General features: G+C 70.4%; 24 protein-coding genes and 3 pseudogenes. 14 read left to right on the top strand and 13 right to left on the bottom strand.

Annotated elements, in window-relative coordinates; all coding sequences use genetic code 11:
• Window positions 1–122: 122 nt before the first annotated feature.
• The 10 genes from BLV72_RS44560 to htpG all read left to right on the top strand — a co-directional run bounded on the left by BLV72_RS44560 (window position 123) and on the right by htpG (window position 8511).
• A complete protein-coding gene (locus BLV72_RS44560) occupies window positions 123–347 on the top strand; it encodes a CbtB domain-containing protein (RefSeq protein ID WP_093469631.1) in 225 nt (74 codons plus the stop codon).
• Between the two features lie 55 nt (window positions 348–402).
• Window positions 403–1179, top strand: a complete 777-nt coding sequence (locus BLV72_RS44555; RefSeq protein WP_093469630.1) for a CbtA family protein — start codon at window positions 403–405, stop codon at window positions 1177–1179.
• Window positions 1180–1304: 125 nt separating this feature from the next.
• The gene (locus BLV72_RS44550; protein ID WP_093469628.1) at window positions 1305–2861 is read left to right on the top strand and encodes a Rieske 2Fe-2S domain-containing protein; all 1557 of its coding nucleotides are present in this window, start codon (window positions 1305–1307) and stop codon (window positions 2859–2861) included.
• Between the two features lie 169 nt (window positions 2862–3030).
• A complete protein-coding gene (locus BLV72_RS44545) occupies window positions 3031–3390 on the top strand; it encodes a hypothetical protein (protein WP_174893923.1) in 360 nt (119 codons plus the stop codon).
• A 164-nt stretch (window positions 3391–3554) separates the two neighbouring features.
• Entirely contained in the window at window positions 3555–4262 is a 708-nt protein-coding gene (locus BLV72_RS44540) for a dienelactone hydrolase family protein (RefSeq protein ID WP_093469627.1), read from the top strand.
• A 188-nt stretch (window positions 4263–4450) separates the two neighbouring features.
• A complete protein-coding gene (locus BLV72_RS44535) occupies window positions 4451–5107 on the top strand; it encodes an RlpA-like double-psi beta-barrel domain-containing protein (protein WP_093469625.1) in 657 nt (218 codons plus the stop codon).
• Between the two features lie 210 nt (window positions 5108–5317).
• Window positions 5318–5491, top strand: a complete 174-nt coding sequence (locus BLV72_RS48550; RefSeq protein WP_167746536.1) for a hypothetical protein — start codon at window positions 5318–5320, stop codon at window positions 5489–5491.
• A gap of 168 nt (window positions 5492–5659) precedes the next feature.
• Window positions 5660–6106, top strand: a complete 447-nt coding sequence (locus tag BLV72_RS44530; protein WP_093469624.1) for a nitroreductase family deazaflavin-dependent oxidoreductase — start codon at window positions 5660–5662, stop codon at window positions 6104–6106.
• A 146-nt stretch (window positions 6107–6252) separates the two neighbouring features.
• Entirely contained in the window at window positions 6253–6408 is a 156-nt protein-coding gene (locus BLV72_RS48545; RefSeq protein ID WP_167746535.1) for a hypothetical protein, read from the top strand.
• A 156-nt stretch (window positions 6409–6564) separates the two neighbouring features.
• On the top strand, window positions 6565–8511 hold the full coding sequence (htpG, locus tag BLV72_RS44525; RefSeq protein WP_093469622.1) for a molecular chaperone HtpG: 1947 nt from the start codon (window positions 6565–6567) through the stop codon (window positions 8509–8511).
• A gap of 57 nt (window positions 8512–8568) precedes the next feature.
• Here the strand turns inward: htpG and BLV72_RS44520 are convergent, their stop codons facing one another.
• On the bottom strand, window positions 8569–9219 hold the full coding sequence (locus BLV72_RS44520) for a TetR/AcrR family transcriptional regulator (RefSeq protein WP_093469621.1): 651 nt from the start codon (window positions 9217–9219) through the stop codon (window positions 8569–8571).
• Between the two features lie 35 nt (window positions 9220–9254).
• Here BLV72_RS44520 and BLV72_RS44515 point away from each other — a divergent pair, with 35 nt between their 5' ends.
• A complete protein-coding gene (locus BLV72_RS44515) occupies window positions 9255–10208 on the top strand; it encodes a threonine/serine dehydratase (protein WP_093469619.1) in 954 nt (317 codons plus the stop codon).
• A gap of 210 nt (window positions 10209–10418) precedes the next feature.
• Here the strand turns inward: BLV72_RS44515 and BLV72_RS44510 are convergent, their stop codons facing one another.
• Both BLV72_RS44510 and BLV72_RS50830 read right to left on the bottom strand, forming a co-directional pair.
• Window positions 10419–10901, bottom strand: coding sequence for a VOC family protein (locus BLV72_RS44510; protein ID WP_093469618.1), 483 nt, complete (start codon window positions 10899–10901; stop codon window positions 10419–10421).
• 220 nt (window positions 10902–11121) lie between these two features.
• Window positions 11122–11322, bottom strand: a pseudogene (locus BLV72_RS50830) (MerR family DNA-binding transcriptional regulator); the annotation flags it as partial.
• A 179-nt stretch (window positions 11323–11501) separates the two neighbouring features.
• Here BLV72_RS50830 and BLV72_RS44500 point away from each other — a divergent pair.
• On the top strand, window positions 11502–13751 hold the full coding sequence (locus BLV72_RS44500) for an ATP-binding cassette domain-containing protein (RefSeq protein ID WP_093469616.1): 2250 nt from the start codon (window positions 11502–11504) through the stop codon (window positions 13749–13751).
• A gap of 84 nt (window positions 13752–13835) precedes the next feature.
• Here the strand turns inward: BLV72_RS44500 and BLV72_RS44495 are convergent.
• The 4 genes and pseudogenes from BLV72_RS44495 to BLV72_RS44485 all read right to left on the bottom strand — a co-directional run bounded on the left by BLV72_RS44495 (window position 13836) and on the right by BLV72_RS44485 (window position 17496).
• Window positions 13836–15388 (bottom strand): annotated as a pseudogene (locus BLV72_RS44495) (PTS ascorbate transporter subunit IIC).
• A gap of 23 nt (window positions 15389–15411) precedes the next feature.
• Window positions 15412–15663, bottom strand: coding sequence for a PTS sugar transporter subunit IIB (locus BLV72_RS52390; RefSeq protein WP_425288495.1), 252 nt, complete (start codon window positions 15661–15663; stop codon window positions 15412–15414).
• Window positions 15664–15878: 215 nt separating this feature from the next.
• Window positions 15879–16259 (bottom strand): annotated as a pseudogene (locus BLV72_RS52385) (PTS sugar transporter subunit IIA); the annotation flags it as partial.
• A 28-nt stretch (window positions 16260–16287) separates the two neighbouring features.
• Window positions 16288–17496 (bottom strand): MFS transporter, encoded by a 1209-nt coding sequence (locus tag BLV72_RS44485; protein ID WP_167746534.1) that lies wholly within the window; start codon window positions 17494–17496, stop codon window positions 16288–16290.
• A gap of 56 nt (window positions 17497–17552) precedes the next feature.
• On the opposite strand from BLV72_RS44485, the gene BLV72_RS44480 reads away from it, so the two are divergent.
• Window positions 17553–18128 carry a CGNR zinc finger domain-containing protein gene (locus tag BLV72_RS44480; protein ID WP_093469613.1) on the top strand — a complete coding sequence of 192 codons (576 nt, stop codon included), beginning with the start codon at window positions 17553–17555 and terminating at the stop codon, window positions 18126–18128.
• Window positions 18129–18153: 25 nt separating this feature from the next.
• Here the strand turns inward: BLV72_RS44480 and BLV72_RS44475 are convergent, their stop codons facing one another.
• The 6 genes from BLV72_RS44475 to BLV72_RS44455 all read right to left on the bottom strand — a co-directional run bounded on the left by BLV72_RS44475 (window position 18154) and on the right by BLV72_RS44455 (window position 23105).
• On the bottom strand, window positions 18154–19743 hold the full coding sequence (locus tag BLV72_RS44475; RefSeq protein ID WP_093469612.1) for a sodium/solute symporter: 1590 nt from the start codon (window positions 19741–19743) through the stop codon (window positions 18154–18156).
• Window positions 19740–20090, bottom strand: coding sequence for a hypothetical protein (locus BLV72_RS44470; RefSeq protein ID WP_093469610.1), 351 nt, complete (start codon window positions 20088–20090; stop codon window positions 19740–19742). The genes BLV72_RS44475 and BLV72_RS44470 overlap by 4 nt, the downstream gene beginning before the upstream one ends.
• A gap of 167 nt (window positions 20091–20257) precedes the next feature.
• A complete protein-coding gene (locus tag BLV72_RS44465; protein WP_093469609.1) occupies window positions 20258–21559 on the bottom strand; it encodes a PucR family transcriptional regulator in 1302 nt (433 codons plus the stop codon).
• Window positions 21560–21769: 210 nt separating this feature from the next.
• Window positions 21770–21958 carry a hypothetical protein gene (locus BLV72_RS49120; protein ID WP_208905941.1) on the bottom strand — a complete coding sequence of 63 codons (189 nt, stop codon included), beginning with the start codon at window positions 21956–21958 and terminating at the stop codon, window positions 21770–21772.
• On the bottom strand, window positions 21955–22341 hold the full coding sequence (locus tag BLV72_RS49115) for a hypothetical protein (protein WP_208905940.1): 387 nt from the start codon (window positions 22339–22341) through the stop codon (window positions 21955–21957). Before BLV72_RS49115 ends, BLV72_RS49120 begins: the two co-directional genes overlap by 4 nt.
• Before the next feature lie 335 nt (window positions 22342–22676).
• Window positions 22677–23105 carry a spore-associated protein A gene (locus BLV72_RS44455; protein WP_425288569.1) on the bottom strand — a complete coding sequence of 143 codons (429 nt, stop codon included), beginning with the start codon at window positions 23103–23105 and terminating at the stop codon, window positions 22677–22679.
• Window positions 23106–23319: 214 nt separating this feature from the next.
• Here BLV72_RS44455 and BLV72_RS44450 point away from each other — a divergent pair, with 214 nt between their 5' ends.
• Window positions 23320–24198, top strand: coding sequence for a lytic polysaccharide monooxygenase auxiliary activity family 9 protein (locus tag BLV72_RS44450; RefSeq protein ID WP_093469606.1), 879 nt, complete (start codon window positions 23320–23322; stop codon window positions 24196–24198).
• Window positions 24199–24208: the final 10 nt, after the last annotated feature.

The raw sequence follows: 24208 nt of genomic DNA, 5'->3' as shown, positions 1-24208 counted from the left end.
CGGTCGCGCCACTGTGTGTCCGGCGGAGCACCCGTACGCGGGCCGCCCGCCGGGCGAGTCAGACCCAGCGCCGTCGCATGAGTACCAACGACCGGGACGCGTGTTCCCCTGGAGGTTCCGCCATGGCACAGTCCGCCATTCCCGCACCCAGCGCTCAGCCGGTGCCGGAGATCACCCCCATCTCGCTGAAGGCCATCGCCCCGTGGGCGCTCTTCTTCGGCATCCTCATGCTGATCCTCCTGTATTTCATCGGCGCCGAGCAGGGCGCCACCGCCGTCGTCTCCGGCGAGGGCGTGCACGAATGGGTCCACGACGGACGCCATCTGCTCGGCTTCCCCTGCCACTGACCTTCGACCTCCGCTTTCCGCCGCAGGTCTCGTTCCCAGGGGAATCGACACGTTCATGAACTCCATATCCGTCCGGGCGTTGCTCGTCCGGGGCATGCTCGCGGGCCTCGCCGCCGCGCTGCCGGCGCTTGCCGTGGCCTATCTGCTCGGCGAGCCACGCGTGGACTCGGCCATCGCGTTCGAGGAAGCGCACAGCCATGAGCACGGCGGCGCCGAACTCGTCAGCCGCACCATGCAGTCCACCGCGGGGCTGAGCACCGGCGTCCTGGTCTACGGTGTCGCCTTCGGCGGCATCGCGGCTCTCGCGGTGTGTGTGGCCCTCGGCCGCATCGGCCGGTTCGGGCCGCGCGCCACCGCCGCGCTGGTGTCGCTCGGCGCGCTGGTGGCCGGCTATCTGGTGCCGTTCTTCAAATACCCCGCCAACCCGCCGGCCGTCGGCGATCCGAGCACCCTCGACCAGCGCACCACGCTGTACTTCCTGATGGTGGTGCTCAGTGTGCTGCTGTCCGTGGGCGCGGTCATCCTCGGCAAGCGGCTCGCGCCGAGGCTGGGCAACTGGAACGCCACGGTGGCCGCTTCGGTCGCCTTCATCGTGGCGGTGGGTCTGGCGTACGCCTTCCTGCCGTCGTTCAACGAGGTGCCCGAGGGGTTCCCGGCGACGGTGCTGTGGCAGTTCCGGCTGGCCGCCCTGACGGTCCAGTGCACTCTGTGGGCGTCGTTCGGCCTGGTCTTCGGGCATCTGGCCGAGCGGCTGCTCGCGCCGCGCCCCACGGCGGCGGACCAGGTGACGGCCACGGGCGCCACCGGTCTGGCCACGGCGGAACGGCCCTGAGCACACCCGCGTGACCCGGGTGGCGGATCCCGCCACCCGGCAAGCGCAGCCGCGGATGCGTATCACCATAAAGCCCCACACGGTGGAGATATCGGACATCACCGACCGGGTTGGGGTGCTGTGGTATGCGCGTGACCGGACTTGGGCATGCTGGGCTGTTCATCGAGACCGCGGCGGGGTCGGTGCTCTGCGATCCATGGGTGAATCCCGCCTTCTTCGGCTCGTGGTTTCCGTTCCCGGACAACACCGATCTGGACTGGGCGCACTACGGGCGCGCGGCGGACTATCTGTATGTCTCCCATCTGCACCGCGACCACTTCGACGCGGAGAATCTGCGCCGGAACGTGCGCAAGGACATCACCGTGCTGCTTCCGGCCTTCGCCACCGATGAGCTGGAACGCGAGCTGAGAGCGCTCGGCTTCACGAACTTCCTCCACACCCGCCCGGGCACACCGGTCGAGCGCGACGGCCTGCGCATCATGATCACCGCGCTGACCGGCCCCGGGGACGGCCCCATCGGGGACTCGGCGCTCTCGCTGGACGACGGCGATACGGTGCTGCTCAACCAGAACGACGCCCATCCGCTGGACATCGCGGCGATCCGGGAGTTCGGCGAGGTGGACGCGTACTTCGTCCAGTTCTCCGGGGCGATCTGGTATCCGATGGTGTACCAACTGCCGGACTCCGCCAAGAAGGAGTTTGCCGCGCGCAAGCGGCAGGGGCAGTTCGACCGGGCGCTGCGCTATATCGACGCGGTGGAGGCCAAGCATGTGTTCCCCAACGCGGGCCCGCCGTGCTTTCTCGACGACGAGCTCTTCGAGCACAACGGCACCGGCCGGGACGGGACAAGCATCTTCGTGGACCAGCTGGAGTTCCTGCGCCAGCTGGGCCGGGCGCGCCCGGGGGTGAGGGCGCGTCTGCTGCTGCCGGGGACGGTGGCCGAGCCGGAGGACACCGCGTGCAAGCTCACCCACCGCTACACCGAGTCGGAGATCGAGCACATCTTCGGCGAGAAGCGCGCGTATCTGCGGGACTTCGCCCGGCGGCAACAGCCCGTGCTCGCCGCCGAGCGCGCCTCGCGGGCCCCGGCGCTGGCGCGCGAGCGGCTGCTGGCCGAGCTGAAGCAGTGGTGGGAACCGCTGTTGACCCGGGCCGACCGGATCTGCGCGGGCGTCGGCGGCCCGGCGCGGCTGGACGTGGGCGAGGTGCCGATCGTGATCGACTTCCCGGCGCGGGAGGTCCGTCTCTGGGACGGTGAGCGCTGCCGCTACACGCTGTCCACCTCGGCCGATCTGGTGGCCACCAACATCGAGCGGCGGGAGGTGGACTGGTCCAACAGCCTGCTGCTGTCGATGCGGTTCACCGCCAGCCGGATCGGGCCCTACAACGAGTTCCTGTACGTGTTCTTCAAGTGCCTGTCCATGGAGCGCATCGAGTACGTGGAGAACTACTACGACTCATGCCAGGACGACGGCCAGGACATCGAGCTGGACGGCTGGCGGGTGCAGCGGCGCTGCCCCCATCTACGTGCCGACCTCGGCCGGTTCGGGAAGATCGAGGGCGAGGTGCTCACCTGCACCCTGCACGGCTGGCGCTACGACCTGTCCACGGGCCGCTGTCTGACCTCGGACGGACACGACATCCGCGCATCGGCCACCTCCTCCCCCGACGCCGGCTCCTGACCCGCGGCCGGATCGACCGGTCACGCACCCGCGCTGTCCCGGACAGAACACAGACGCCCAGGCCACGGCCGTGAGGCTGTCCGGGACAGCGCTCAGCACCACCATCCGCCCCCGGGCGCTGGCACATTCGTCTCCGTCGACCTCGCTCATTCGTAACGGAGGCAATGTGATGACAGGCAAACTGCGCCGGCTCTCCCTCGCCGCGGCCGGGGGCATGCTCTCCCTGGGGGCGGTGCTCACCACCGCGGGCCACGCGAACGCCGCGCCCACCGCGACGTACTACGGCACGTACGAGCATCGCGACGGCTGTGTGTATCTGGTGACCTCGAGCGGCACCCCGTACTACCTCCCCGGCTACACCATGGGCGGCAACGGCGGCCTGTACAAGCAGGGTGGCGGCTTCATCGCCTACCCCGGCTGGAACATCAAGGCCAACGGAACCGCCTACACCAGCTCCGGTGGGACCACCCTCTGCACCACATGGGGCACCGACCACCGGATCAAGGCGACGTCGATCTACTCCTACTGAGACCGACCGCCCGAGGGGGGACGGCCGTGGCGGCCATCGCCGCCACGGCCGGGCGTATTGCCCCGGAGCGCGCTCGGCACCGGCGCGAGCCGCGCCTTGGTGGCCGGGCCGTCCCTACGATGGGTGGGGCCAGCGACGATCGGTACGACAGGAGCGATACCCCCATGCCCGAGGCCCCGAAGCCGACCGGCTCCCCCGCCCGTCAAAACGTCACCTTCCCCAGCGCGGACACCACCGCCCACGGCTATCTGGCGCTGCCGCCCTCCGGGCAGGGGCCCGGAGTGATCGTCATTCAGGAGTGGTGGGGCCTGGACCACCACATCGCCGAGGTCACCGACCGGCTGGCCCGCGAGGGCTTCGTCGCGCTGGCGCCCGATCTGTACGGGGGCAGCGTCGCCCATGACGCCGAAGAGGCGCACCGGATGATGGCGGATCTGCCGGTGGAGCGCGGCGTCGAGCTGCTCTCCGGGGCGGTCGGCCATCTCCTCGGCCGGCCCGAGGTCACCTCCGCCACCGTAGGGGCGGTCGGGTTCTGCATGGGCGGCGGCTTCGTGCTGTATCTGGCCGCCACCGATGCCCGGGTCGGCGCGGCGGTGCCCTTCTACGGTGTCATTCAGGGCGACCTGCCGGACTTCTCGGGGCTGCGGGCCGACATCCTGGGCCATATCGGGGAGAACGACAACGCTGTGCCGCTGGACGGTCTGGAGCGGCTGAGCCTGGCCATCCGGGAGCAGTCGGGGGTGGACCCGGATTTCCGGGTCCACCCCGCCGGTCACGCCTTCTTCAATGACGAGCGGCCGTCCTATCACGCGGAATCCGCCGCGTCGGCCTGGCGGAGCACGCTGGACTTCCTGCACCAGCGGCTGGGCTGAGGAAATCGACTTATGCCCGAAAGGGCCTTAAGGCTTCATGAAGCCTTAAGGCCCTTTTAAGGTGAGGCCCGGAACGCCTCAGCACCGTTTAACCCTCAATCACATTCGTCAAAAAAGTTTCCGCCGGTCATGAGACGACTCCGGCATCCGCCCGTATGGGATGACGGGCAGCTCGAAAAGGAGTCGAAATGACACGCAGAAGGACACTCAGCGGCAAGAAGAAGCTCGGCCTGATGGTCGGTGCGCTGGCGCTGGCGGGCACCGGCGCCGGGGTCCTGGCGGCCACCAGCAACGCCAGCACCGACAACGCGGCGCAGTCCTCCACGGCCTGCACCGGGCTGGACCAGGCGCTGGCCAACAACCAGAAGTTCATCGCGGACCAGCAGGCCAACCCGGACGCACAGTCGGAGGCGCGGATAGCCAATCGCCAGGCCGTCATCGAGGAGATCAAGCGAAAGCAGCAGGCGTCGGGGTGCGCCGTCGACGAGACGGCCGGCCAGGGGGAGGCGGCGGCCCCGTCCGACGGCGGCGCCTCGGCCTCGGCTCCCGCCTCGGCCGCCCCCTCGGACTCCGGCGCCGGTGATTCCGGCGCCTCCGGCGAGGTCGTCTGCGCGGGGTCGACCGTCACCCTGTCCGGTGAGGGCGGGGCCCCGGCCGCCTCCAGCAATCAATTCCCGGTCGGCACCAAACTCAAGGTGACCAATCTGGACAACGACAAGTCGACCACGGTCTCCGTCGCCTCGACCTCGGGCAGCTGCGCCCTGCTCAACAACGCCGCCTTCGAACAGGTTCGCGAGCCGGGCAAATTCCTGATCCGTAACGCGCGCATCGAACGCGTGGGCTGAACCGACGGCACCGAGGGCAGGCCGTGGACGCGTCGCAGATCGCCGACGTCTCCACGGCCTGCCCTCACGCGGGCGTGAACCGCACCCGGGCATGAACCGCACCCAGGTGTGAACCGCCGATCTGACCGCCATGTCCGACTGTGACCGGTATCGCAGGGTGAGCCTGCCGCGCCTGGGTACCCGCTGCCCATGAACAGAAATGAGCAGCCAATGCTCACTCCCGATCTGCCGCCGGTCGTCGATGTACCGGACCTGACCTTCCCTGCTCGTGGACGTCAGTCCGATGAGTCGAAGCGCGCGGCGGAGCGGAACGGTGACAAGGAAACCCCCAGCTCTGCCTCCACCCCCACTCCCTCCCCCGACCAGCGCCGCATGGCGGCGTAACGGACGTCTTCCCCGTCGCCGCCCCGACGGCCCGAGCCCGTCGGGATGATCTCGCGTACTCCTCGCGTTGTCGGGATGATCTCGCGCACTCCCCGTGTTGAGGATGAGCACGGGGAGACGTCAGGCGAGTCTTCGCATCAGGGACAACGCAGCAAGGGGACGGACATCATGCCGTTGCAGGGTGAGTACGAGCCGAGCCCGGAGAAGTTCGTACGGGATCAGGTCGAGCTCTTCGAGAGCTCCGGTGGCACCGAGGGAACGACCATGCGGGGCATGCCCGTGGTCCTCCTGACCACGCGGGGCGCGAAGAGCGGGAAGATCCGCAAGACCCCGCTGATGCGGGTGGAGCACAACGGCACCTACGCCGTCGTCGCCTCGCTGGGCGGCTCCCCCAAACATCCGGTCTGGTACTTCAACGTCCTGGGCGACCCTCGGGTCGAGCTGCAGGACGGCCCGGTGCGGCAGGACATGACCGCGCGCGAGGTCACGGGGGAGGAGAAGGCCCTGTGGTGGGAGCGCGCGGTCGAGGCGTACCCGGACTATGCGGATTACCAGAAGAAGACCGACCGCCAGATCCCGGTCTTCGTCCTGGAGCCGGCGCCCGCCGGGCACTGACCTGCGACGGGGCCCGGCGCCTCGCACCGCGCCGGGCCCCTGTGGATCACCGGGAACCCCTGTGTGATCTACGCCAAAGCATGACCGTTTGATAGATCGGGTAGCCGGGGGCTGACCCGGAATCCGTAGCCAAGGAAGTGCGCCACATGACCGCGACCGACAAGCCCGACTTCGTGCCGATCTACGACAGCCTCGTGGCGGAGCACGGCGACGTCCCCGCCGAGGCCCGGGAAGCGGCCGAGGTCATCCAGCGGGAGGCCGCCGAGGCCCTGGACTGGAGCAGGGTGCACGGCGGCGGCTGACGCACTCCGGCCCCGCGCCCGGGCACCGTATCCGTGTCCCACGAGCGGCCGTCCGTCATCTACCCGGAAGGCCGCTCGGCACCCCTCACCTTCGATAAGCTGCCGATGACGCACGGTGCTTGATGGCGTCGACACTTATCACATGAGGGGAAACAGTTGACTACAGGGGTCGAGACTTTCGAGTTTCAGGTCGAGGCGCGGCAGCTTCTGCAGTTGATGATCCATTCGATCTACTCGAACAAGGACGTCTTCCTGCGCGAGCTCATCTCCAACGCTTCCGACGCGCTGGACAGACTGCGCCTCGAATCGCTCCGTGACCAAAACCTTCAGGCGGACACCTCTGATCTCCATATCGCCATCGAGGTCGACAAGGAGTCCCGCACGCTGACCGTTCGCGACAATGGCATCGGCATGTCGCACGACGGAGTCGTGGAGCTCATCGGCACGATCGCGAACTCCGGCACCGCCACATTCCTCAAGGAGCTGCGGGAGTCGAAGGACGCGGCCGCTTCCGCGGACCTCATCGGGCAGTTCGGGGTGGGTTTCTACTCCAGCTTCATGGTGGCCGACGAGGTGACCCTGCTGACCCGTCACGCCGGGGAGAGCCAGGGCACCCGCTGGGTTTCCAGCGGTGAGGGCACCTACACCCTCGAACCGGCCGACGACGCGCCCCAGGGAACCTCCGTCACGCTGAAGCTCAAGCCGGAGGACACCGAGGACCATCTCTACGACTACGCCTCGCCCTGGAAGATCCGGGAAATCATCAAGCAGCACTCGGATTTCATCACCTGGCCCATCCGGATGGCCCCCGCCCAGGCCCCGGTCACGACGGACGAGACGGACGAGGCCGAGCAGGGCGAGGAGAAGGCGCCCGAGCTCGAGACCGTCAACTCGATGAAGGCGCTGTGGGCCCGTCCCAAGGACGAGGTCACCGACGAGGAATACCACGAGTTCTACAAGCACATCAGCCATGACTGGGTCGATCCGCTCGAGACCATCCGCATGCAGGCGGAGGGCACCTTCGAATACCAGTCGCTGCTCTTCATTCCGGCCCGCGCACCGCAGGACCTGTATATGCAGGACCGCAAGCGGGGTGTGCAGCTCTATGTCAAGCGCGTCTTCATCATGGACGACTGCGAAGCGCTGATGCCGGAATATCTCCGCTTCGTCAAGGGCGTGGTGGACGCCGCGGATCTCTCGCTGAACGTCTCGCGGGAAACCCTTCAGCAGGACCGCCAGATTCAGCTGATGCGGCGTCGCCTGGTGAAGAAGGTGCTCTCGACGGTGAAGGACATCATGTCCTCCGACGCGGAGCGTTACGGGACCTTCTGGACGCAATTCGGCCGCGTTCTCAAGGAAGGTCTCCTCAGTGACCTGGAGAACCGTGAGGCGATCCTCGAGGTGTGTTCGTTCGCCTCGACGCAGGACGCCGAGCAGCCGACCACGCTGCGCGGTTACACCGAGCGCATGAAGGACGGGCAGGAGCACATCTACTACATGACGGGCGAGTCCCGCTCGATCGTGGAGAGCTCGCCCCATATGGAGGCGTTCCGGGACAAGGGCTTCGAGGTGCTCCTCCTCACCGACCCCATCGACGAGCTGTGGGTCGACGCCGTGCCGGAGTTCGAGGGCAAGCAGCTGCGTTCCATCGCCAAGGGGCAGGTCGACCTCGACTCCCAGGACGAGAAGGACGAGGAGGCGGAGGCCGAGCGGGAGCAGCGGCAGAAGGACTTCGCCGAGCTGCTCTCCTGGATGACGACGGCGCTGAGCGAGCAGGTCAAGGAGGTGCGGCTGTCCACACGGCTGACCACCTCACCGGCCTGCATCGTGGGTGACACCTTCGATGTCACTCCGGCCCTGGAGAACATCTATCGCTCCATGGGTCAGAACCTGCCCCAGATCAAGCGCATTCTGGAGCTGAATCCCACCCATCCGCTGGTCACCGGGTTGCGCAAGGCCCATGGTGAGCGCAAGGACGACAGCGGTCTCGCGGAGACGGCCGAGCTGCTCTACAGCATGGCACTGCTCGCCGAGGGCGGTGAGCTGAGCGATCCGTCGCGCTTCATCAAGCTGGTGGCGGAGCGGGTGCAGCAGACGCTGTAACCACGCCGCGGCGCGAAGCGGGGCGGGCCCTGTCGGGGCCCGCCCCGCGGGCGTTGGTCACCGTCCGGGGCAGGCCGCCGCGGAGGCGTCGATCAGCTGCCGCAGCGCGCCGCGGTAGACCTCGTGGTCGGTCAGCGCGGGCACGACGACGCCGAGGTTCCCGGTGAGGGCCGGGAATTCCTCGGGGTCCAGGGCGGCGAGCGCCGTGCGCGCGGCGGTGCGCACCCTCTTCGCGTCGCGGTGGTCGACGAAGGCGACGGCGCCGAGGGTGAGCAGATACAGCCGCCGGTAGACCCGGATCGCCGTCTCAGGCGCCATTCCGGCGGCGATGCTGTGCGCCAGCTGCGGCTCCACGAGACGGCTCAGCAGATGCGGGCCCCACCAGGCGCGCCCCGACCGCAGCGCCACCAGCCCGGGATGCTCGATCAACACCTCGTAGAACGCGGAGAAGCGGGCCTCGGTGGCGGCGGCCCAGTCGAGGTCCTGCCCCACCAGCGGCATGCGCGCGGCCAGCCGGTCCGCGCACGCGTTCACCAGACCGTCGAAGTCGCCGCAGCGGCGGAAGACCGTGGCATGGGAGACGCCCAGCAGCTGCGCCACCCTGCGGAAGCTCAGTGCCTCGGGCCCCTCGTCGTCGACGACGGACACAGCGGCCTCGGCGATGGCCTCGAGGGTGGGCTGATCGGCTCGGTCCCGGCTGCTTGGCATGGTCCGAGCGTACCAGTGGTTGTTACAGTGTTTCAGTGACTCTTTCCATCGAGGACGTACGAGCCGCGGCCCAGCGGGTCGCGGGACATATCCGGCCGGTGGCGCTCGCTCCGGTGGAGCAGGGGGCATGGGGTGCGGCCGAGGGTTGGCTGGCCCTGGAGTTCCTGCAGCACACGGGCACCTTCAAGGCGCGCGGCGCGTTCAATTTCGTCAGGGCCCACCAGGAGGCGGGCACCCTGCCGGACACGGGTGTCACCATCGCCTCCGGCGGAAACGCCGGGCTCGCGTGTGCGTGGGCGGCGGCGCGGCACTCCGTGCCCGCCACGGTGTTCGTGCCCGAGACCGCGCCCCCGGTGAAGGTGGACCGGCTGCGCCGGCTCGGCGCCGAGGTCCATCAGATCGGCACCCAGTACGACGACGCGCGGGAGGCCGCGCAGAAGCACGCCGCCGAGAGCGGTGCGCTGCTCTCGCACGCGTACGACCACCCGCTGATCGCCGCCGGGGCGGGCACCGTGATGGAGCAGATCCTCCAGGCCCGGCCCGACCTGGACACCGTGGTGGTGGCGGTCGGGGGCGGCGGGCTGTTCACCGGTGTCGCGGTGTCCGCCCTGGAGCACGGGGTGGGGGTCGTCGCCGTGGAGCCGTACGGGTGCCGGGCCCTGAACGCCGCGCTGGAGGCCGGCGCCGTGGTCGATGTCCCGGTGGACTCGGTCGCGGCGGACTCGCTGGGGGCGCGCCATGTGTCCTCGGACGCGCTGGAGTGGGCCCGCAAGGACGGGGTGCGGTCCGTCCTGGTGTCCGACGAGGCGATCGTCGCCGCGCGGCAGGCCCTGTGGGACGACCGCAGGATCGCGGTCGAGCACGCGGCGGCGACGGCGCTTTCGGCCCTCACGTCCGGCGGGTACCGCCCGCGGCCCGGGGAGAAGGTCGCCGTGCTCCTCTGCGGCGCCAACACCGACCCCGCGGACCTCACCCACGGCCACCAGTAGGACGAGGTGGACGTCACCCACCATCAGGGCCTCGAGCGCTACCGGCATGTGGCTCAAGAGTGCTTCGAACAAGAGGGGCAGGTCGACAACGGAGGAGCGAGTTAACGGAGTCCTACTAGGGGCGCGCTCGCGGGCCGGGTCCGTACGACCGCGGGACGGGCCCGTACGGCAGCCTGACCGCATGCCGTACGGGCCCGCCCCCAGGGCCGGCTACGCGCCGTCGTACGCCGTCTGGAGCGCGGCGATGTCGAGCTTGCCCATCTTCATCATCGCGTCGGTGGCCCGCTTGGCCTTCTGCGGGTCCGAGCCGCTCACCATGTCGAGGAGCGCGGTGGGGACGACCTGCCAGGACACCCCGAACTTGTCCTTCACCCAGCCGCAGGGGCCCTCCTCGCCGCCCTCGGAGAGCGTGCTCCAGTAGTAGTCCACCTCGTCCTGGTCCGCGCAGTGCACCTGGAAGGAGATGGCCTCGCTGAAGGTGAACTGTGGCCCGCCGTTGAGCCCCACGAACTTCTGTCCGTTGGCCTCGAACTCGACGGTCATCACGGATCCCTCCGCGCCGCCGGGCTCGACCCCGGTGTAGTGCGCGATCCGTCCGAGCCTGGAGTTCTTGAAGATCGAGATGTAGTGCTGCGCCGCCTCTTCGGCGTTGCCGTCGAACCACAGGCATGTGGTGAATCCGTCGGTGGCCATCGGTTCCTCCTGCGCTGGGGAGCGTTTACCCCTATCGACCGCTCCCGCGCCGAGAACTCATCGGTCCTCGGACGACCGATTTTCCGTGAGGTAGTGGTGCAGTCGGCAGGAGCCCTCGAGCATGGCCGCGGCGCGCTGGGCGAGCCCCTCCTGACGTCGGGCGATGACCGCGCGCAGAGCCTCGCTGCTGCCGGTGCGGCGCAGGCCCTCGAGGACGCGGGGCGATGTCCTCGGCGTGGACGGCCCGCATGACCGCGCGGGCGGTCTCCGTGCCGTATCCCGGCATCAGGGCCCGGTAGGTCACCAGGGCTCTGCGGTGCCGGTCCTCGAACCTGCGGTAGCCGGCGGGGGTGCGGGCGGCCGGGGGCAGGACGCCCGCGTCGGCGTAGTTGCGGATCTGCCGGGTGGAGACGCCCGCCATCCGGGCCGGATCGACGGGGCGCAGCGCGGCGTCCGTAGGGCTCACGGTTCGCCACCTTCCCGGCAAGGGTTCACGGGCGAGTTGAAGGTTAGCGCAGCTCTGTCGCACCGTATCCAGCGTGTGTCGGGTGGAAATCCGCGAAAAGTCTCAACCGCTGCTTCAATGAAACACTTGAAGGCATGGATGTCAGCGAAATCAAGGTCCGTGGCGCCAGGGAGAACAATCTCCGGGGCGTGAGTGTGGACATTCCCAAGCGAAGCCTTACGGTCTTCACCGGCGTCTCCGGCTCCGGTAAGTCCTCGCTCGTCTTCGACACCATCGCCGCGGAGTCGAGGCGGCTGATCAATGAGACCTATACGGCGTTCGTCCAGAACTTCATGCCGACGCTCGGCCGTCCGGATGTCGACTCGCTGCGGAATCTGAGCGCGGCGATCATCGTGGACCAGGAGCCGATGGGCTCCAACTCCCGTTCCACGGTGGGCACGGCCACCGATGCCCACACCCTGCTGCGGATCCTGTTCAGCCGGATCGGCAGCCCTTATGTCGGCCCTCCCCTCGCCTTCAGCTTCAACACGGCCGAGGGCATGTGTCCGCGGTGCGAGGGGCTCGGCAGGGTCACCGACATCGACATCGCCCAACTCATCGACAGGGAGAAGTCGTTGAAGGAGGGGGCGATCACCGTCCCCGGATTCGAGGTGGACAGCTGGCACTGGCAGGTTATGGCGGCCTCCGGCCTTTTCGACCCCGATATCAGGCTCCGGGACTACTCCCCCGCCCAGTGGGAGGACTTCCTCCACAAACCGGCCACCAAGATCAAGGTGGGGAAGAACAACCTCACCTACGAGGGGCTGGTGACCAAGGTCCGCCGGTTGTACCTCGCGAAGGACCGGGAGACGATGCAGCCGCGGATGCGCGCGTTCGCGGACCGGGCCATGGCCCTGACCGAGTGCGCCGAGTGTGAGGGCGCCCGGCTGTGCGAGGCCGTCCGGTCCTGCCGGATCGACGGCCGCTCCATCACGGAGTGCTCGGCCCTGCAGATCAGCGATCTGGCGGAGTTCATGCGCGGGATCCGGTGCGATTCCGTCGGACCGGTGCTGGAGAGCCTGCGGGGGCTTCTCGACTCACTGGTCGAGATCGGCCTGGGCTATCTGAGCCTGGACCGGGAGTCCGGCACCCTCTCCGGTGGCGAGGCCCAGCGGGTGCGGATGGTCCGGCATCTGGGCTCCAGTCTGACCGATGTCACCTATGTCTTCGACGAGCCCACGGTGGGCCTGCATCCGCATGACATCGAGCGCATGAACCGTCTGCTGCTCCAGCTGCGGGACAAGGGCAACACGGTGCTGGTCGTGGAGCACAAACCGGAGACCATCCGAATCGCGGACCATGTGGTGGATCTGGGGCCCGGCGCGGGAGTGGCGGGCGGGCGGATCTGCTACCAGGGCGATCTGGCCGGGCTGCGCGCCTCGGACACCCTGACCGGGCGCCATCTGGACCACCGGGTGCGGCTGCGGGAGACGGTGCGACAGCCCAGTGGGCAACTGCCGGTCAGGGGCGCGCGGCTGCACAATCTGCGGGATGTGAGCGTCGACATCCCGCTCGGTGTGCTCACCGTCGTCACCGGTGTCGCCGGATCGGGCAAGAGCTCCCTGATCCATGGGTCGCTGTCCGGGCGGGAGGAGGTGATCGTCGCCGACCAGTCGGCGATCCGCGGCTCCCGCCGCAGCAACCCGGCCACGTATACGGGGCTCCTCGATCCGATCCGGGCGGCGTTCGCCAAGGCCAACCACGTCAAACCGGGTCTGTTCAGCGCCAATTCCGAGGGTGCCTGCCCCCGGTGCAAGGGCATCGGGCTGATCTACACCGATCTCGCGATGATGGCCGAGGTGGCCTCGGTGTGCGAGGACTGCGAGGGGAAGCGGTTCCGGCCCGAGGTGCTGACGTACCGGTTGCGCGGGCGGAACATCAGCGATGTCCTGGGCATGTCGGTGGCCGAGGCGCGGGAGTTCTTCACCGGCGGTCAGGCCCGGCTGATCCTGGACCGGCTGGCCGCGGTGGGGCTGGGCTATCTGGGGCTCGGCCAGCCGCTCACCACGCTCTCCGGGGGTGAGCGCCAGCGGCTGAAGCTGGCCATCCACATGGCGCGGAGCGGCACGACGTACGTCCTGGACGAGCCGACCACCGGACTGCATCTCGCCGATGTGGACCAGCTGCTCGCGCTGCTCGACCGCCTGGTCGACGCGGGCAACACGGTCGTCGTCATCGAGCACCACCAGGCCGTGATGGCCCATGCGGACTGGATCATCGACATGGGTCCGGGGGCGGGTCATGACGGCGGTCAGGTGGTGTTCACCGGCACCCCCGCCGACCTCGTGGACACCGGCGGCTCCCTCACCGCCGTCCACCTGCGCGACTACGTCAAGCGGGCGTGAGCCTCCTCGCGCCGGTGGCCCTGGCCTGTCCCGTCCCGGGCCGAGGGCTCGGGACGGGACAGGACCACCGGGGCGCCCACTGACTCAGGCGGCGGGCGGGGGCGCGGGAGCGCCCGCGGGCGGCGGGATCTTGGCGTACGCGGCCGTGGTGGTACCCGCCTCGGCGGGCGCCGCCACGCTCTCGCGCGGCATCAGGGCGTCGCGCGCCGCGCCCGGGTCCCAGCCGGTGTCGACCACCCGCTTCTGCACCAGGATCGCGCCCCGAGGACGGCGAGGCCGAGCAGCACGATGATGACGAGTCCGGCGGCGCCCCCGGCCTTGCCCGCGTTGCCGATGAGCGCGCCGAACCAGCCGAAGTCGGCGTCGCCGAAGGTGGTGTTCTGATCGCCGAACGCGCCGAGCACCTTGAGCAGCAGGGCGGGGAGGAAGGTGATGAGCAGCCCGTTGAGGAACGCCCCCACGACCGCGCCGCGCCGGCCGCCGGTCGCGTTGCCGTAGACCCCGGCCGCGCCGCCGGTGAAGAAGTGCGGCACCAGACCGGGCAGCACCAGGGCGAGGCCGAAGGCCGGGTTGAAGATCCAGGTGAGCAGGGCCAGGCCGATCAGGCCGCCGGTGAAGCTGGAGATGAAGCCGATCAGCACCGCGTTCTGCGCGTACGGGAAGACGATGGGCGCGTCCAGCGCGGGCAGGGCGCCGGGGACGACCTTCTGCGCGATCCCCTGGAAGGCGGGGACGAGCTCGCCGAGGATCGTACGGACACCGAAGAGGATCACCGCGACCGCGATGCCGAACTGCAGCCCCTGCATCACGGACTGCATCAGGTAGTTCCCGGTGCCGGTGGCCACCGTGCCGGTGCCCGTGGCGAACGCCTTGAAGGCGGTCTCCTGCCCCTCCTTGACGAGCAGGAGGACGGCCATGACCAGGTAGATCAGCAGCATCGACAGGGCGGTGGCCACCATCGAGTCGCGCAGGAACCGCAGCCCCTCGGGGAGCTTCATCTCCTCGGTGGAGCGGCTGCGCTTGCCGACCACCCGTCCGGTCGCGCCCGCCACGATGTATCCGGCCGTGCCGAAGTGGCCGATGGCGACGGTGTCGCTGCCGGTGACGCGCTTGGTCCAGGGGTGGGCGAAGGCGGGCATCGCGACCAGCATGATGCCCAGCAGCACACCGCCGACGGCCACCACGGCGACGGTCGAGCGGCCGCCGTTGGCCAGGACCACGGTCAGCAGCGTGGCCATGAAGAGCATGTGGTGCCCGGTCAGGAAGACATAGCGGAGCGGAGTGAACCGGGCCAGCAGCAGGCTGACCACGAAGCCCAGGATCATCAGCCAGGCGACCCGTGAGCCGAACTGGTCCTGGGCGATGCCGACGATGGCCTCGTTGGTGGGGATGACGCCGTGGGCGCCGGTGACACCCTGGATCATGGTCCCCAGCGGGTCGAGGGAGGCGGTGACCAGTCCCGCTCCCGCGCCGATCAGCAGAAAGCCGAGGGTCGCCTTGATGGCGCCGCCGATGATCTGCCCGGTGCTCTTCTTCATCGCGATGAGTCCGACGGCGGTGATGATGCCGATCAGATACGCGGGCTCGCTCAGAATCTCATTGACGAGAAACGTGGCAAGGGTGACAAACCAGCCCATGGTGCTTCCTCTGTCCCCGTCGTTCAGACGTCGTACGTGTCCCGGAGCACCGCGTCCACCTCGGCGGTGCTGGTGAAGTCCTGGACGACCTTCACGGGCCGTCCCACATCCCCGAGGGTCCTGGCGATCTCACGGGAGGTGAGCAGGGCCACGGCCTCGGACGCCTTGCCCTTCGCGGAGATGGTGTCCGTGGCCTCCACGGTGACGAACCTGGACCACCCCCAGCGGTCCAGCACCTGTTCCAGGGTGTTCTTGAGGAACAGGCTGGTGCCCACGCCGTTGCCGCAGACCGTGAGGATCTTGTGCAGCGAGACCGCTCGGGGCGCGGAGGCGGCGGACGGCTCGGGGGCGGCGGACGGTTCAGCAGCGGTGGACGGCTCGGGGGCGGCGGACGGCCCGGACTTCTCGGAGCCGTCCTCGGGCCGCTCCCCGCCAGCAGGGCGTGCAGCGCCTCCGGGGTGGGCGCCTGCGCCAGGGCGGCCGCGGTGTCGGGGTCTCCCAGAAGCCGCGCCAGGCTCCCCATCGCCGAGGTGTGCGCGGCGGAGTCCTGGGCGGCCAGGGCGACGACGAGGGTGACGGGGTCGTTGGACTCATGCCCGAATTCCACGGGCTCGGCGAGCCGGACCCAGGACATCCCGGTCCTGCGCACCGCCGGGGACGGTCGGGAGTGGGCGAACGCCACCCCCGGGGCGATGACGATGTACGGCCCGTTCTCCTCGACGTTGGCGATCATCTCGCCGGTGTACTCGTCGGTGGTGGCGCCGGTTTCCCCCATGAGCCGGCCGGCCGCGCCTATCGCCTCACGCCAGTCGGCCGCCCGGACGTCGAGCCGGACGGCTTCGACGGGCAGCAGGTCTTTCAGGTCTTCCATGCAGGTCATCATGCCTGACATGCCTCTGTCACACAGCCCCCGGGGGCAGATCCGGAACGACAGCCTCCGTATCGTCCGGCAAGCATACGAACACCAGAGCCGCGAGTGCCTCGCACCCCCCTGCGGCCACCAGGGCGCCCGGCAGCGACCAGGTGGCGAGCGGACCGGCCAAGGCAGCGCCCACCGCGAAGCCGGTGATCTTCAGGCTGGCGCCGGTGATGAAGACCTGGCCGCGCAGCCGCTCGGGCGCCTCCCGGTGGCGCACCGCGAACAGGGCCGTGAGCTGGGGGCCCTCGGCGGCGCCGGCGAGCAGCACGGCGGCGATCAGCGCGACCGGGTGCCCGGTGGCCGCGAGCAGGGGCGCGAGGACGAGCAGCAGGGCGCCCCCGAGGAGCACGGTGTCCGGACGCGGCGGACGGGGGCGGCGGGCGAGAACCGCGTTGGCCACAAGGGCGGACGCGGCGGTGGCGGACAGCAGCAGGGCGCCGCGGTCGGCGCCGCCGAGCACGGCCGCACCGAGGAGCGGACAGCAGGTGAGCAGCGCGCCCTGGCCGACGCAGGAGACGACGGAGGTGGCGGTGGCACGGGCCAGGGGCCGGTTGCGGACGATGGCACGTAGTCCGGCGGTGAGATCGGCGACAACCGAGGTGGCCGGTGGCCGGACCGGGCCGGGCCGCGGAGGCGCGGGGAGCGCCCAGGCGGCGGGCAGCGCCAGGCCGATCAGGGCGATGGACACCGCCGCGGCGGCGGGCGCCCCTGCCGCCCCCGCGACGGTCCCGGCGAGTGCCGGCCCCACCAGCGCCGCGAGGCTGAAGGTCATCGCGTCGAGCGCGGTGGCCCGGGGCAGGGCCCGCGGTGGTGCCACCCGCGGCAGCTGGGAGGTCCATCCGCCGGACAGGCCCGGTCCCAGCAGCCCCGCGCCCACCGCGAGAAGAACCGTGAGGGCGAACGGCAGCCGCCCCAGGCCCAGGAGGATCGCGGTCAGCGCCACCGCGTAGAGGGCGAGTGCCGCGGCCAGCAGCCGGCCCGGCCGGGCGGAGCGGTCGAGCAGCACCCCGAAGAGCGGTCCGCCGACCGCCGCCGCGACCATGATGCCCGCCAGCAGCGACGAGCCCGAGGAGGCCGAACCGGTGAGCACCGGCCCGGCCAGCAGCAGCGCGGGCCCGGACATCTCGTCCCCCGCGCGGGCGGCGGCCGCCCCGCCCAGATAGCAACCCATCCCGTAACGCCCTGGCATGCGGATCACGTTACGGAGGTAACGTAAATGTTCGCCAGGTGCGTTACATTGGCGTCGTGTCGCCCCCCTCGAACGACGACCGATCGACCCGGCTTTCGGTGCGGGACACCGCCCGGCGCACCGCCGCCCTCGTCAACGCCCTGACGGCGGAGCCGAGCCCGGATCCCCGCGCGATCGCCGGGATCCTGCTCGACCACGGTGAGCCCGGCCCGGTCGAGCTCACCGCTGGTGATGTCGCGGGCATGCGCACCGCCGCGCTGCGGCTGCGCGAGGTGTTCGCCGCCACACATGTCGACGAAGCCGCCGAAGTGCTGAACCGGCTGCTGCGGGAGAGCACGGGTCCGCTCCGGCTCAGCTCGCACGGCGGCCGTTCGCCCTGGCATCCGCACCTGGACAGCGATGACGAGGCGCCCTGGGGCGAGTGGTTCCTCGCCTCCTCGTGCATGGCGCTGACCGTGCTGATCTGGGACGGTCAGCGCCCGCCCGGCGGTCTGTGCTCCTCCCCCAGCTGCGGCGATGTCTTCCTCACCGTGGGCGGCGGACCGGAGCGCCGCTACTGCTCACGCCGGTGCGCGACCCGTGAACGGGTGGCCGCCCACCGGCGCGCCAAGGCCGGGCGCCAATCCCCGTAAAGGACCCGGGACGGCACCGGGCGGGTCAGCCGGTGTGCATCGCGTACGGCAGGTCCCCCCGCGTGGGGTCCTGAGCATGCCGGGCCCGCCGTCCGGTACGGGAGCCGAGCCAGCCGAGCAGAAACCCGGCGGGAATGGTGATCAGGCCCGGGTTGCGGAGCGGGAACCAGTGGAAGTCGCGCTCGGGGAAGACCGCGAGCGGGTTGCCGGAGATCGCCGGGGAGAAGGCCATGGTCACGGCGGTGAGGAGGAGTCCTCCGTACAGCGCCCAGCGCAGTCCGTTCACCGTGAAGCCGCGCCACAGGGTGCCGTAGAGAACGATCGGCAGCAGGGCCGAGGCGGCGGCCGCGAAGGTGAAGGAGATCAGGACCTGCCGGTTCCAGTGCTGGGTCACGATGGCGAGGACGACGGCCACGACGCCGACGACCACGATGGCCGTACGGGCGGCGGCCAGCTCCCGGTTCGCCGAGAGCCCGCCCTTGAAGACGACCTTGGCCAGAACGTCATGGGCGAGGGAGGCCGCGGCGGCCAGGGTGAGTCCGGCGACCGCCGCGAGGGTGGTGGCGACGACCGCACAGGCCACGACGGAGAAGAGCAGGCTGCGGTGGGCCTCCTGCGCCGCCGGGTCCAGGGCGAGGGTCAGCAGCAGCAGCGAGTCGCTGCCGGTGGGGTCGGAGGCGCGCAGGGCGCGGGCGCCCACGACGGCGGTGGCTCCGGCGCCCACGATCACGATCAGCCCGAGGATGGTGGTGACCGCGCCCACCGCCCAGGTGGTGGCGGCGCGGGCGGCCCGCATGCCGCGGATCGGGTGGAGCCGCATGGTGAGATGCGGCATGCAGGCCGCGCCGACGGCGAGGGTGAGCTGGACGCTGATGACATCCAGGCGGCCGCTGAGGGAGTCGCCGTACTGGCGGCCGGACTGCCAGAAGCCGTCGCCGTAGCCGCTGGCGTCGGCCGCGGCGTCGAAGAGGGTGAACGGGTTCCAGGAGAAGCGCTTCAGCACCAGAGCGGCCAGCAGGACGAACGCGGCGAGCAGCAGCACCGTCTTGAGGATCTGGATGAATCCGGTGCCCTTCATCCCGCCGAGGGCGGCGTAGCAGACCATGAGCGAGCCGATGAAGACGGTGCAGCCGGTGACCGCGCCGCTGCCCGGGATGCCGAGCAGCACCGCCAGCATGGCGCCGGCGCCGTTGAGCTGGACCAGCAGCAGCGGCATGACGACCACCAGCACCACGACGGCGGTGCCGATGCGGGCGGGGCGTTCGCTCAGCCGCTCGGAGAGGACGTCGCCGAGGGTGAACCGCCCCCGTCCGCACAGCGGTCCGGAGAGGATCAGCATGAACAGCAGGATGGAGAGCACGGTGGACGAGGCGATGAGCACCCCGTCGAAGCCGGCCAGGGCGATGGTGCCGGTGGTGCTGAGCACGGTGGCGGCGGAGATGTAGTCACCCGCGATGGCCAGGCCGTTCTGCATCGGGCTGAGCGAGCCGGTGCCGAGGTAGAACTCGGTGGGGTCGTCATTGCCGGTGGCCGCGAGGATGCACAGCAGGAACGAGATGGCCATGAAGCCCGCGAAGAGCACGAACGCGAGCGTTCTGGGATCGAGGAAGCTCACCCCTGCCCCTCCCCCGTCGTATCGGTGGACCGGCGGTGGGCCCGGGCCAGGACGGTGAGCAGCACCGCCGTGTCCAGGCCGATCAGCAGGGCGCCCACGGTGAACCCGCCGCCCGCGCCGAGGTTGACGACGCCTTCGGCGGCACAGTTCACCACCACGGCGGCCACATGACAGGCGAGCGCGGTGCAGGCGGCCCGCGCCGGCCAGGGCCACGGCCGCTGCCACGGGGTGCGCCGCGCCGGCGGAGGGGGTGCCGTGGGGCGGGGCGGCATGGTGACGGTGCGGCGCGTGGTGCGGGGCTCGACGGGCGAAACGGACGCGCGCCAGGGCTGGTCGTAGTCGGGCATGTCGCGGCTCCTTGTGCGGGTTCCGCCCCATGTCACAGGAGCGGAATCGCCACGACAGCAGGTCAGCGCGGTCGCGTACAGTCCAACCGGCGGACCGTGTGACGGGTGCACATGATTGGCCGAGGGCCGTTGTGCACGCCCACATCGCCTCAGGCCGAGGGCGCTTCTCAGGGCGTCAGCAGCCGGTGCGCGGACAGCGCGAGCGACAACTCCATGACCTCTCGGGGGTGGTCCAGCGAACGCCCGGTCAACTGCTCATAGCGGCGGAGCCGGTTGAGCACCGTGTTGCGGTGGCAGAACAGCAGCTCGCCCGCGCGGCGCGCGGACCCCCCGCCCTCCAGCCAGGCGGCCAGCGTCGTCAGCAGCATCTCCCGGTCGGCTGACTCCAGCGCCAGCACCGGTCCGAGCATCCGGTCGGCGAGCGCGGCGCCGAGGTCCGGGCAGGACACCACCAGCGCCTCCGGATAACGCTCGTCCAGCAGCGCCGCCTCCCCGGCGGCCGGTCGGGTGCGCAGCGCCGTATCGGCGAGCCGGCGGGCCGTGTTCACCGCGGCGAGACCGGACACGGCGGGGCTGACCCCGGCCCGTGCGCCGGGCGGCACCTCCAGCCCGCGCATCAGCCCCTCCGCTCCGGCGTCGCCGAGCAGCACGATGGCGTGGGCGGTGCCCTCCGCCGTATGCCAGACCGTGCGAAGTCCCGCGCACACCGCGGCGGGATGCGCCGCCCGGGCCGAGGCGTCGGCGTCCTCCAGCGCCACGACCGCGTAACGGCCCCGCTCGGGCAGCCCGAGGACCTCCTCCGCCTCGGGGAAGTCGCTCACCCGGGCGGTGCCGTCGAGCAGGGCCGCGACGATGATCCGGTAGCGGTTCTCCCGGTGCCAGGAGAGCTGCCGCTCGACCTCCTGATACGCCGTGGCGACGAGGGTGCAGTGCTCGTCGACGAAGTTCCATACGTCGGCGGCGACATGGACCAGCGACTGGGCGCCGAGCGGGTCCTCCTTCGAGGCGGTCTCCAGGAGCTGCTCCCATACGACGGTGCAGCCGATGCGGTACGCGTGCAGCAGCGCGTCCAGCGGAAAGCCCTGGGCTGCCCGGTCGGTACCGATCCGCCACGCGCACGACCTGGCCGATTCGCGCGTCTCCTTGGGGCGCACCAGCGAGCGCACATTGTTGCTGAGCGAGTCGTGGACCTCCCGCCACACCTCATGCGGGTCGAGGGAGGGCGAGCGGTAGGCGGGCTCCCGCTCCTTCATCAGCGCGACGATACGGTCCGCCAGCCGGGGCACCTCCTCCATGAGCACCCGGGCGGCCCGGTGGAGCAGCGCCACGGTCTCGGCATCGGCCCGCGACCGGATCGGCGGACGGGCGGCGGGCATCCGGGGCGGCGTCCGCACCTGGTCGGCAGAGAGGCGGGGGGCCGGGCGGCCCTTGGCGGGGACGGAAGCGCGGGAGCCGGTGACTGGGTGCATGAACGTTCCTCCACCTGTGACGGGCAATGCGCAGCTCGGCGCGGCAGCGTGAGGCCACGGCCAGGTTTGATACCAGAGCCTGCCCCGCTATTGCACCATCGACATACCGGCGGGTCGGTGGCTTCCACGAATTCTCCTGTGCGCCCGGCCGGTAGTGGCTCGTCTTCGACGGGGGACGGTTCGAGGTGTCGGTCCGGACCGGGGCTGTGCTCACATCCGTTCGGGCGCCGAGCCCCCGGGCAGCCGCAGCCCGTTGCGCAGCACCAGCCTGCTGGCCTCGGTGAGCCACAGCCGGGCCCGGGTGCGGTCGGCGCACAGCCGGGTGTGCGCGTACTGGACGGAGTAGACGGGGTTGTCGTTCGACTGCCGGGTGAGCAGGTCGATATCGAGGTCGATCATCGCGTCCACGCCGGCCCGCGCGAGCGCGTACCGAGCGGCGTGCCCTCGTCCTCGAAGACATGGCCGCCCTCCCGCAGGCGGGCGACGGCGGCTTCCAGGTCGCCCTGGTCGTGCAGGTCCTTCTCGTTGAAGTAGACGTCGAAGTGGGTACCGAACGCGGCGAGCGACGTCTTGATCTCGTCGAACATCAGGGCCGTGCCCACCGCCCGGAAGGCGGCGAGGGCCTGGGACTCCGGCAGCGCCAGGACGTCGGGGTGCCGGCGCGGCACCGCGGCGGCGATCTCCAGATTGAGCCGAAGGCCGCCGAGCCGGTCCGTACGGCCATAGGTGTCAGCGGCCAGGACGATGTCGCGTGCCAGGGAGCCGATCGCCGCGCTCTCCAACGTGATGTTCAGGAATCCGGGGCCCGCGGCCTCGGCCTTCGCCGTGGATCTCCCGCGGCGCCTCTCCCGAGATACGTCCGGACTGGATGGCCTGGTGCACACCATCGGAAATGACGGCCGCGAGATCTACTGGAGTCACGAAGGTGACGGTACCGGGACGAACACCGCGGGAGACAGCGAATACGCGGGCGGTCCGCTGCTCCCTGCGCCGGCCGACGCCCGCGGAAAGGCGCCAAGAGGTCCATACGACAATCGCGGCGGCCACCTTACGAGAAGGTGGCCGCCGCTCCCCCGTTTGTCCCCCGTCGGCCGTGCCGACGCGTGGCTTTCGGGCCTTACCAGCCCTTGGTCACGCGGTGGGCCTTCAGGGACCCGCAGTTCGATCCGTACGTCCAGGTGGACTGGTTCTCGATGCCCCCGGCCCAGTCCACGCACTTACCGCGCCCGTCGCCGTACACCGGGCCCGCGTACGAGGTGTACGCGCCGCCGTCCTCGGCCGACTCGTCGGCGCCCTGAACGTACAGGTAGGCGAACATCGGAACCGCCGTGCCCGTGGTGTTCCGGACGGTGACCACGCAGTTCTTGCCCTTGGCGGAGTTGTAGGTGAGGAAGACGGTGCCCTTGGAGCCGATGGGCGCCGAGTTCACCACCTTGTACCCGCTGCCGCACACCCCGTTGTACGCGGCCGTGGCGGCGGCCGATGCCTGCGGCGTCAGGGCCACGGTGCCCGCGATGGCGGTGGCGAGCACCGCGGTGGCGGCCATACGGCGAGAAAGATTCATTTGTCCCCCTTAATGATTCTTCATGGGCGTAGGCGCTGTTTGCGTCTGCCTAGGGAGACATGCCGCGGTCGCGGATGGTTGTACGGCATTGCACGACTGCTTCCGGCGGCCGTTGAACGCCCCATCCGGGCTTCCCGTATTCGACGGGACGGGCGACGCGCCCGTCCCGTCGCACCGAGTCGGAGGGCCGCACCGGATGACCTCGTATCGCACCGCCGCCGTGGGCGCTCTTCTCGGGGCCCTCCCCTGTCTGTTCACGGCGCTGGCCGCGCAGCCCGCCCAGGCGCACGGGGCGCCGACGGACCCGGTGAGCCGGACGTTCGCCTGCTCCCCCGAGGGCGGGGGCGCGGCGCGGTCGGCGGCGTGCCGGGCGGCTCAGGCCGCCAACGGTCCGGAGGCGGCGGACTGGGACAACCTGCGTATCGCGGGAGTGGCGGGCGAGGACCGGGAGCGGGTCCCGGACGGGAAGCTGTGCAGCGGGGGCCTGGAGGCGTACCGGGGGCTGGACCTGGCGCGCGCCGACTGGCCGTCGACGCGGCTGTCGGCCGGGGCCGACCTCACGCTCACCTACCGGTCGACGATCCCGCACACGGGGACCTTCGAGCTGTATCTCACCAAGGAGGGCTACGATCCCGCGCGGCCGCTGAAGTGGTCGGACCTGGAGGCGAAGCCGTTCGCCACGGCCAAGGACCCCGCGCTGGTCGACGACGCGTACCGCATCAAGGCCACGCTGCCCGCCGGCCGGACCGGCCGTCAGCTCCTCTATACGATCTGGCGGAACACCAGCACCCCGGACACCTACTACTCCTGTTCTGATGTGGTGCTGGGCGCTGCGACCCCCTCGCCGGACGCTCCCTCGTCGGAGGCCGCCAACCCGCCGTCCCGCGCCGCCGCCCCGCCGTCCCGCGCCGCCGCCCCGCCGTCCCGGGGCGCCTCCGCCGACCCCGCCACCTCCGCCACGTCCGAGGAGGACGACGGCGACAGCACTCCGGTGCTGCTCGCCGGTGGTGCGTCCGTGCTGGTGCTCGGCGCGGGTGTCGTCGCCACCGTACGGCGGCGACGCCCGAGCCGCTGACGCGCTGCTG

Origin of the sequence: Streptomyces melanosporofaciens (assembly GCF_900105695.1) — a bacterium.
GTDB classification, from domain to species: domain Bacteria; phylum Actinomycetota; class Actinomycetes; order Streptomycetales; family Streptomycetaceae; genus Streptomyces; species Streptomyces antimycoticus.
The sequence above is the reverse complement of the archived record's forward strand: the minus strand, read 5'-3'. Positions and strand labels throughout refer to the sequence as shown.

Excerpts from the sequence above, each read along its gene's own strand:
- BLV72_RS44530 (WP_093469624.1), top strand. The coding sequence starts at position 5,660 with ATGCCGTTGCAGGGTGAGTACGAGCCGAGCCCGGAGAAGTTCGTACGG.
- BLV72_RS44560 (WP_093469631.1), top strand. The coding sequence starts at position 123 with ATGGCACAGTCCGCCATTCCCGCACCCAGCGCTCAGCCGGTGCCGGAG.
- BLV72_RS44470 (WP_093469610.1), bottom strand. The coding sequence starts at position 20,090 with ATGCCCGACTACGACCAGCCCTGGCGCGCGTCCGTTTCGCCCGTCGAG.
- BLV72_RS44465 (WP_093469609.1), bottom strand. The coding sequence starts at position 21,559 with ATGCACCCAGTCACCGGCTCCCGCGCTTCCGTCCCCGCCAAGGGCCGC.
- BLV72_RS44545 (WP_174893923.1), top strand. The coding sequence starts at position 3,031 with ATGACAGGCAAACTGCGCCGGCTCTCCCTCGCCGCGGCCGGGGGCATG.
- BLV72_RS44535 (WP_093469625.1), top strand. The coding sequence starts at position 4,451 with ATGACACGCAGAAGGACACTCAGCGGCAAGAAGAAGCTCGGCCTGATG.
- BLV72_RS49120 (WP_208905941.1), bottom strand. The coding sequence starts at position 21,958 with ATGATCGACCTCGATATCGACCTGCTCACCCGGCAGTCGAACGACAAC.
- BLV72_RS44550 (WP_093469628.1), top strand. The coding sequence starts at position 1,305 with ATGCGCGTGACCGGACTTGGGCATGCTGGGCTGTTCATCGAGACCGCG.
- BLV72_RS48550 (WP_167746536.1), top strand. The coding sequence starts at position 5,318 with ATGCTCACTCCCGATCTGCCGCCGGTCGTCGATGTACCGGACCTGACC.
- BLV72_RS44485 (WP_167746534.1), bottom strand. The coding sequence starts at position 17,496 with ATGCCAGGGCGTTACGGGATGGGTTGCTATCTGGGCGGGGCGGCCGCC.
- BLV72_RS44455 (WP_425288569.1), bottom strand. The coding sequence starts at position 23,105 with ATGGCCGCCACCGCGGTGCTCGCCACCGCCATCGCGGGCACCGTGGCC.
- BLV72_RS44540 (WP_093469627.1), top strand. The coding sequence starts at position 3,555 with ATGCCCGAGGCCCCGAAGCCGACCGGCTCCCCCGCCCGTCAAAACGTC.
- BLV72_RS44450 (WP_093469606.1), top strand. The coding sequence starts at position 23,320 with ATGACCTCGTATCGCACCGCCGCCGTGGGCGCTCTTCTCGGGGCCCTC.
- BLV72_RS44510 (WP_093469618.1), bottom strand. The coding sequence starts at position 10,901 with ATGGCCACCGACGGATTCACCACATGCCTGTGGTTCGACGGCAACGCC.
- BLV72_RS48545 (WP_167746535.1), top strand. The coding sequence starts at position 6,253 with ATGACCGCGACCGACAAGCCCGACTTCGTGCCGATCTACGACAGCCTC.
- BLV72_RS44555 (WP_093469630.1), top strand. The coding sequence starts at position 403 with ATGAACTCCATATCCGTCCGGGCGTTGCTCGTCCGGGGCATGCTCGCG.
- BLV72_RS44520 (WP_093469621.1), bottom strand. The coding sequence starts at position 9,219 with ATGCCAAGCAGCCGGGACCGAGCCGATCAGCCCACCCTCGAGGCCATC.
- BLV72_RS44500 (WP_093469616.1), top strand. The coding sequence starts at position 11,502 with ATGGATGTCAGCGAAATCAAGGTCCGTGGCGCCAGGGAGAACAATCTC.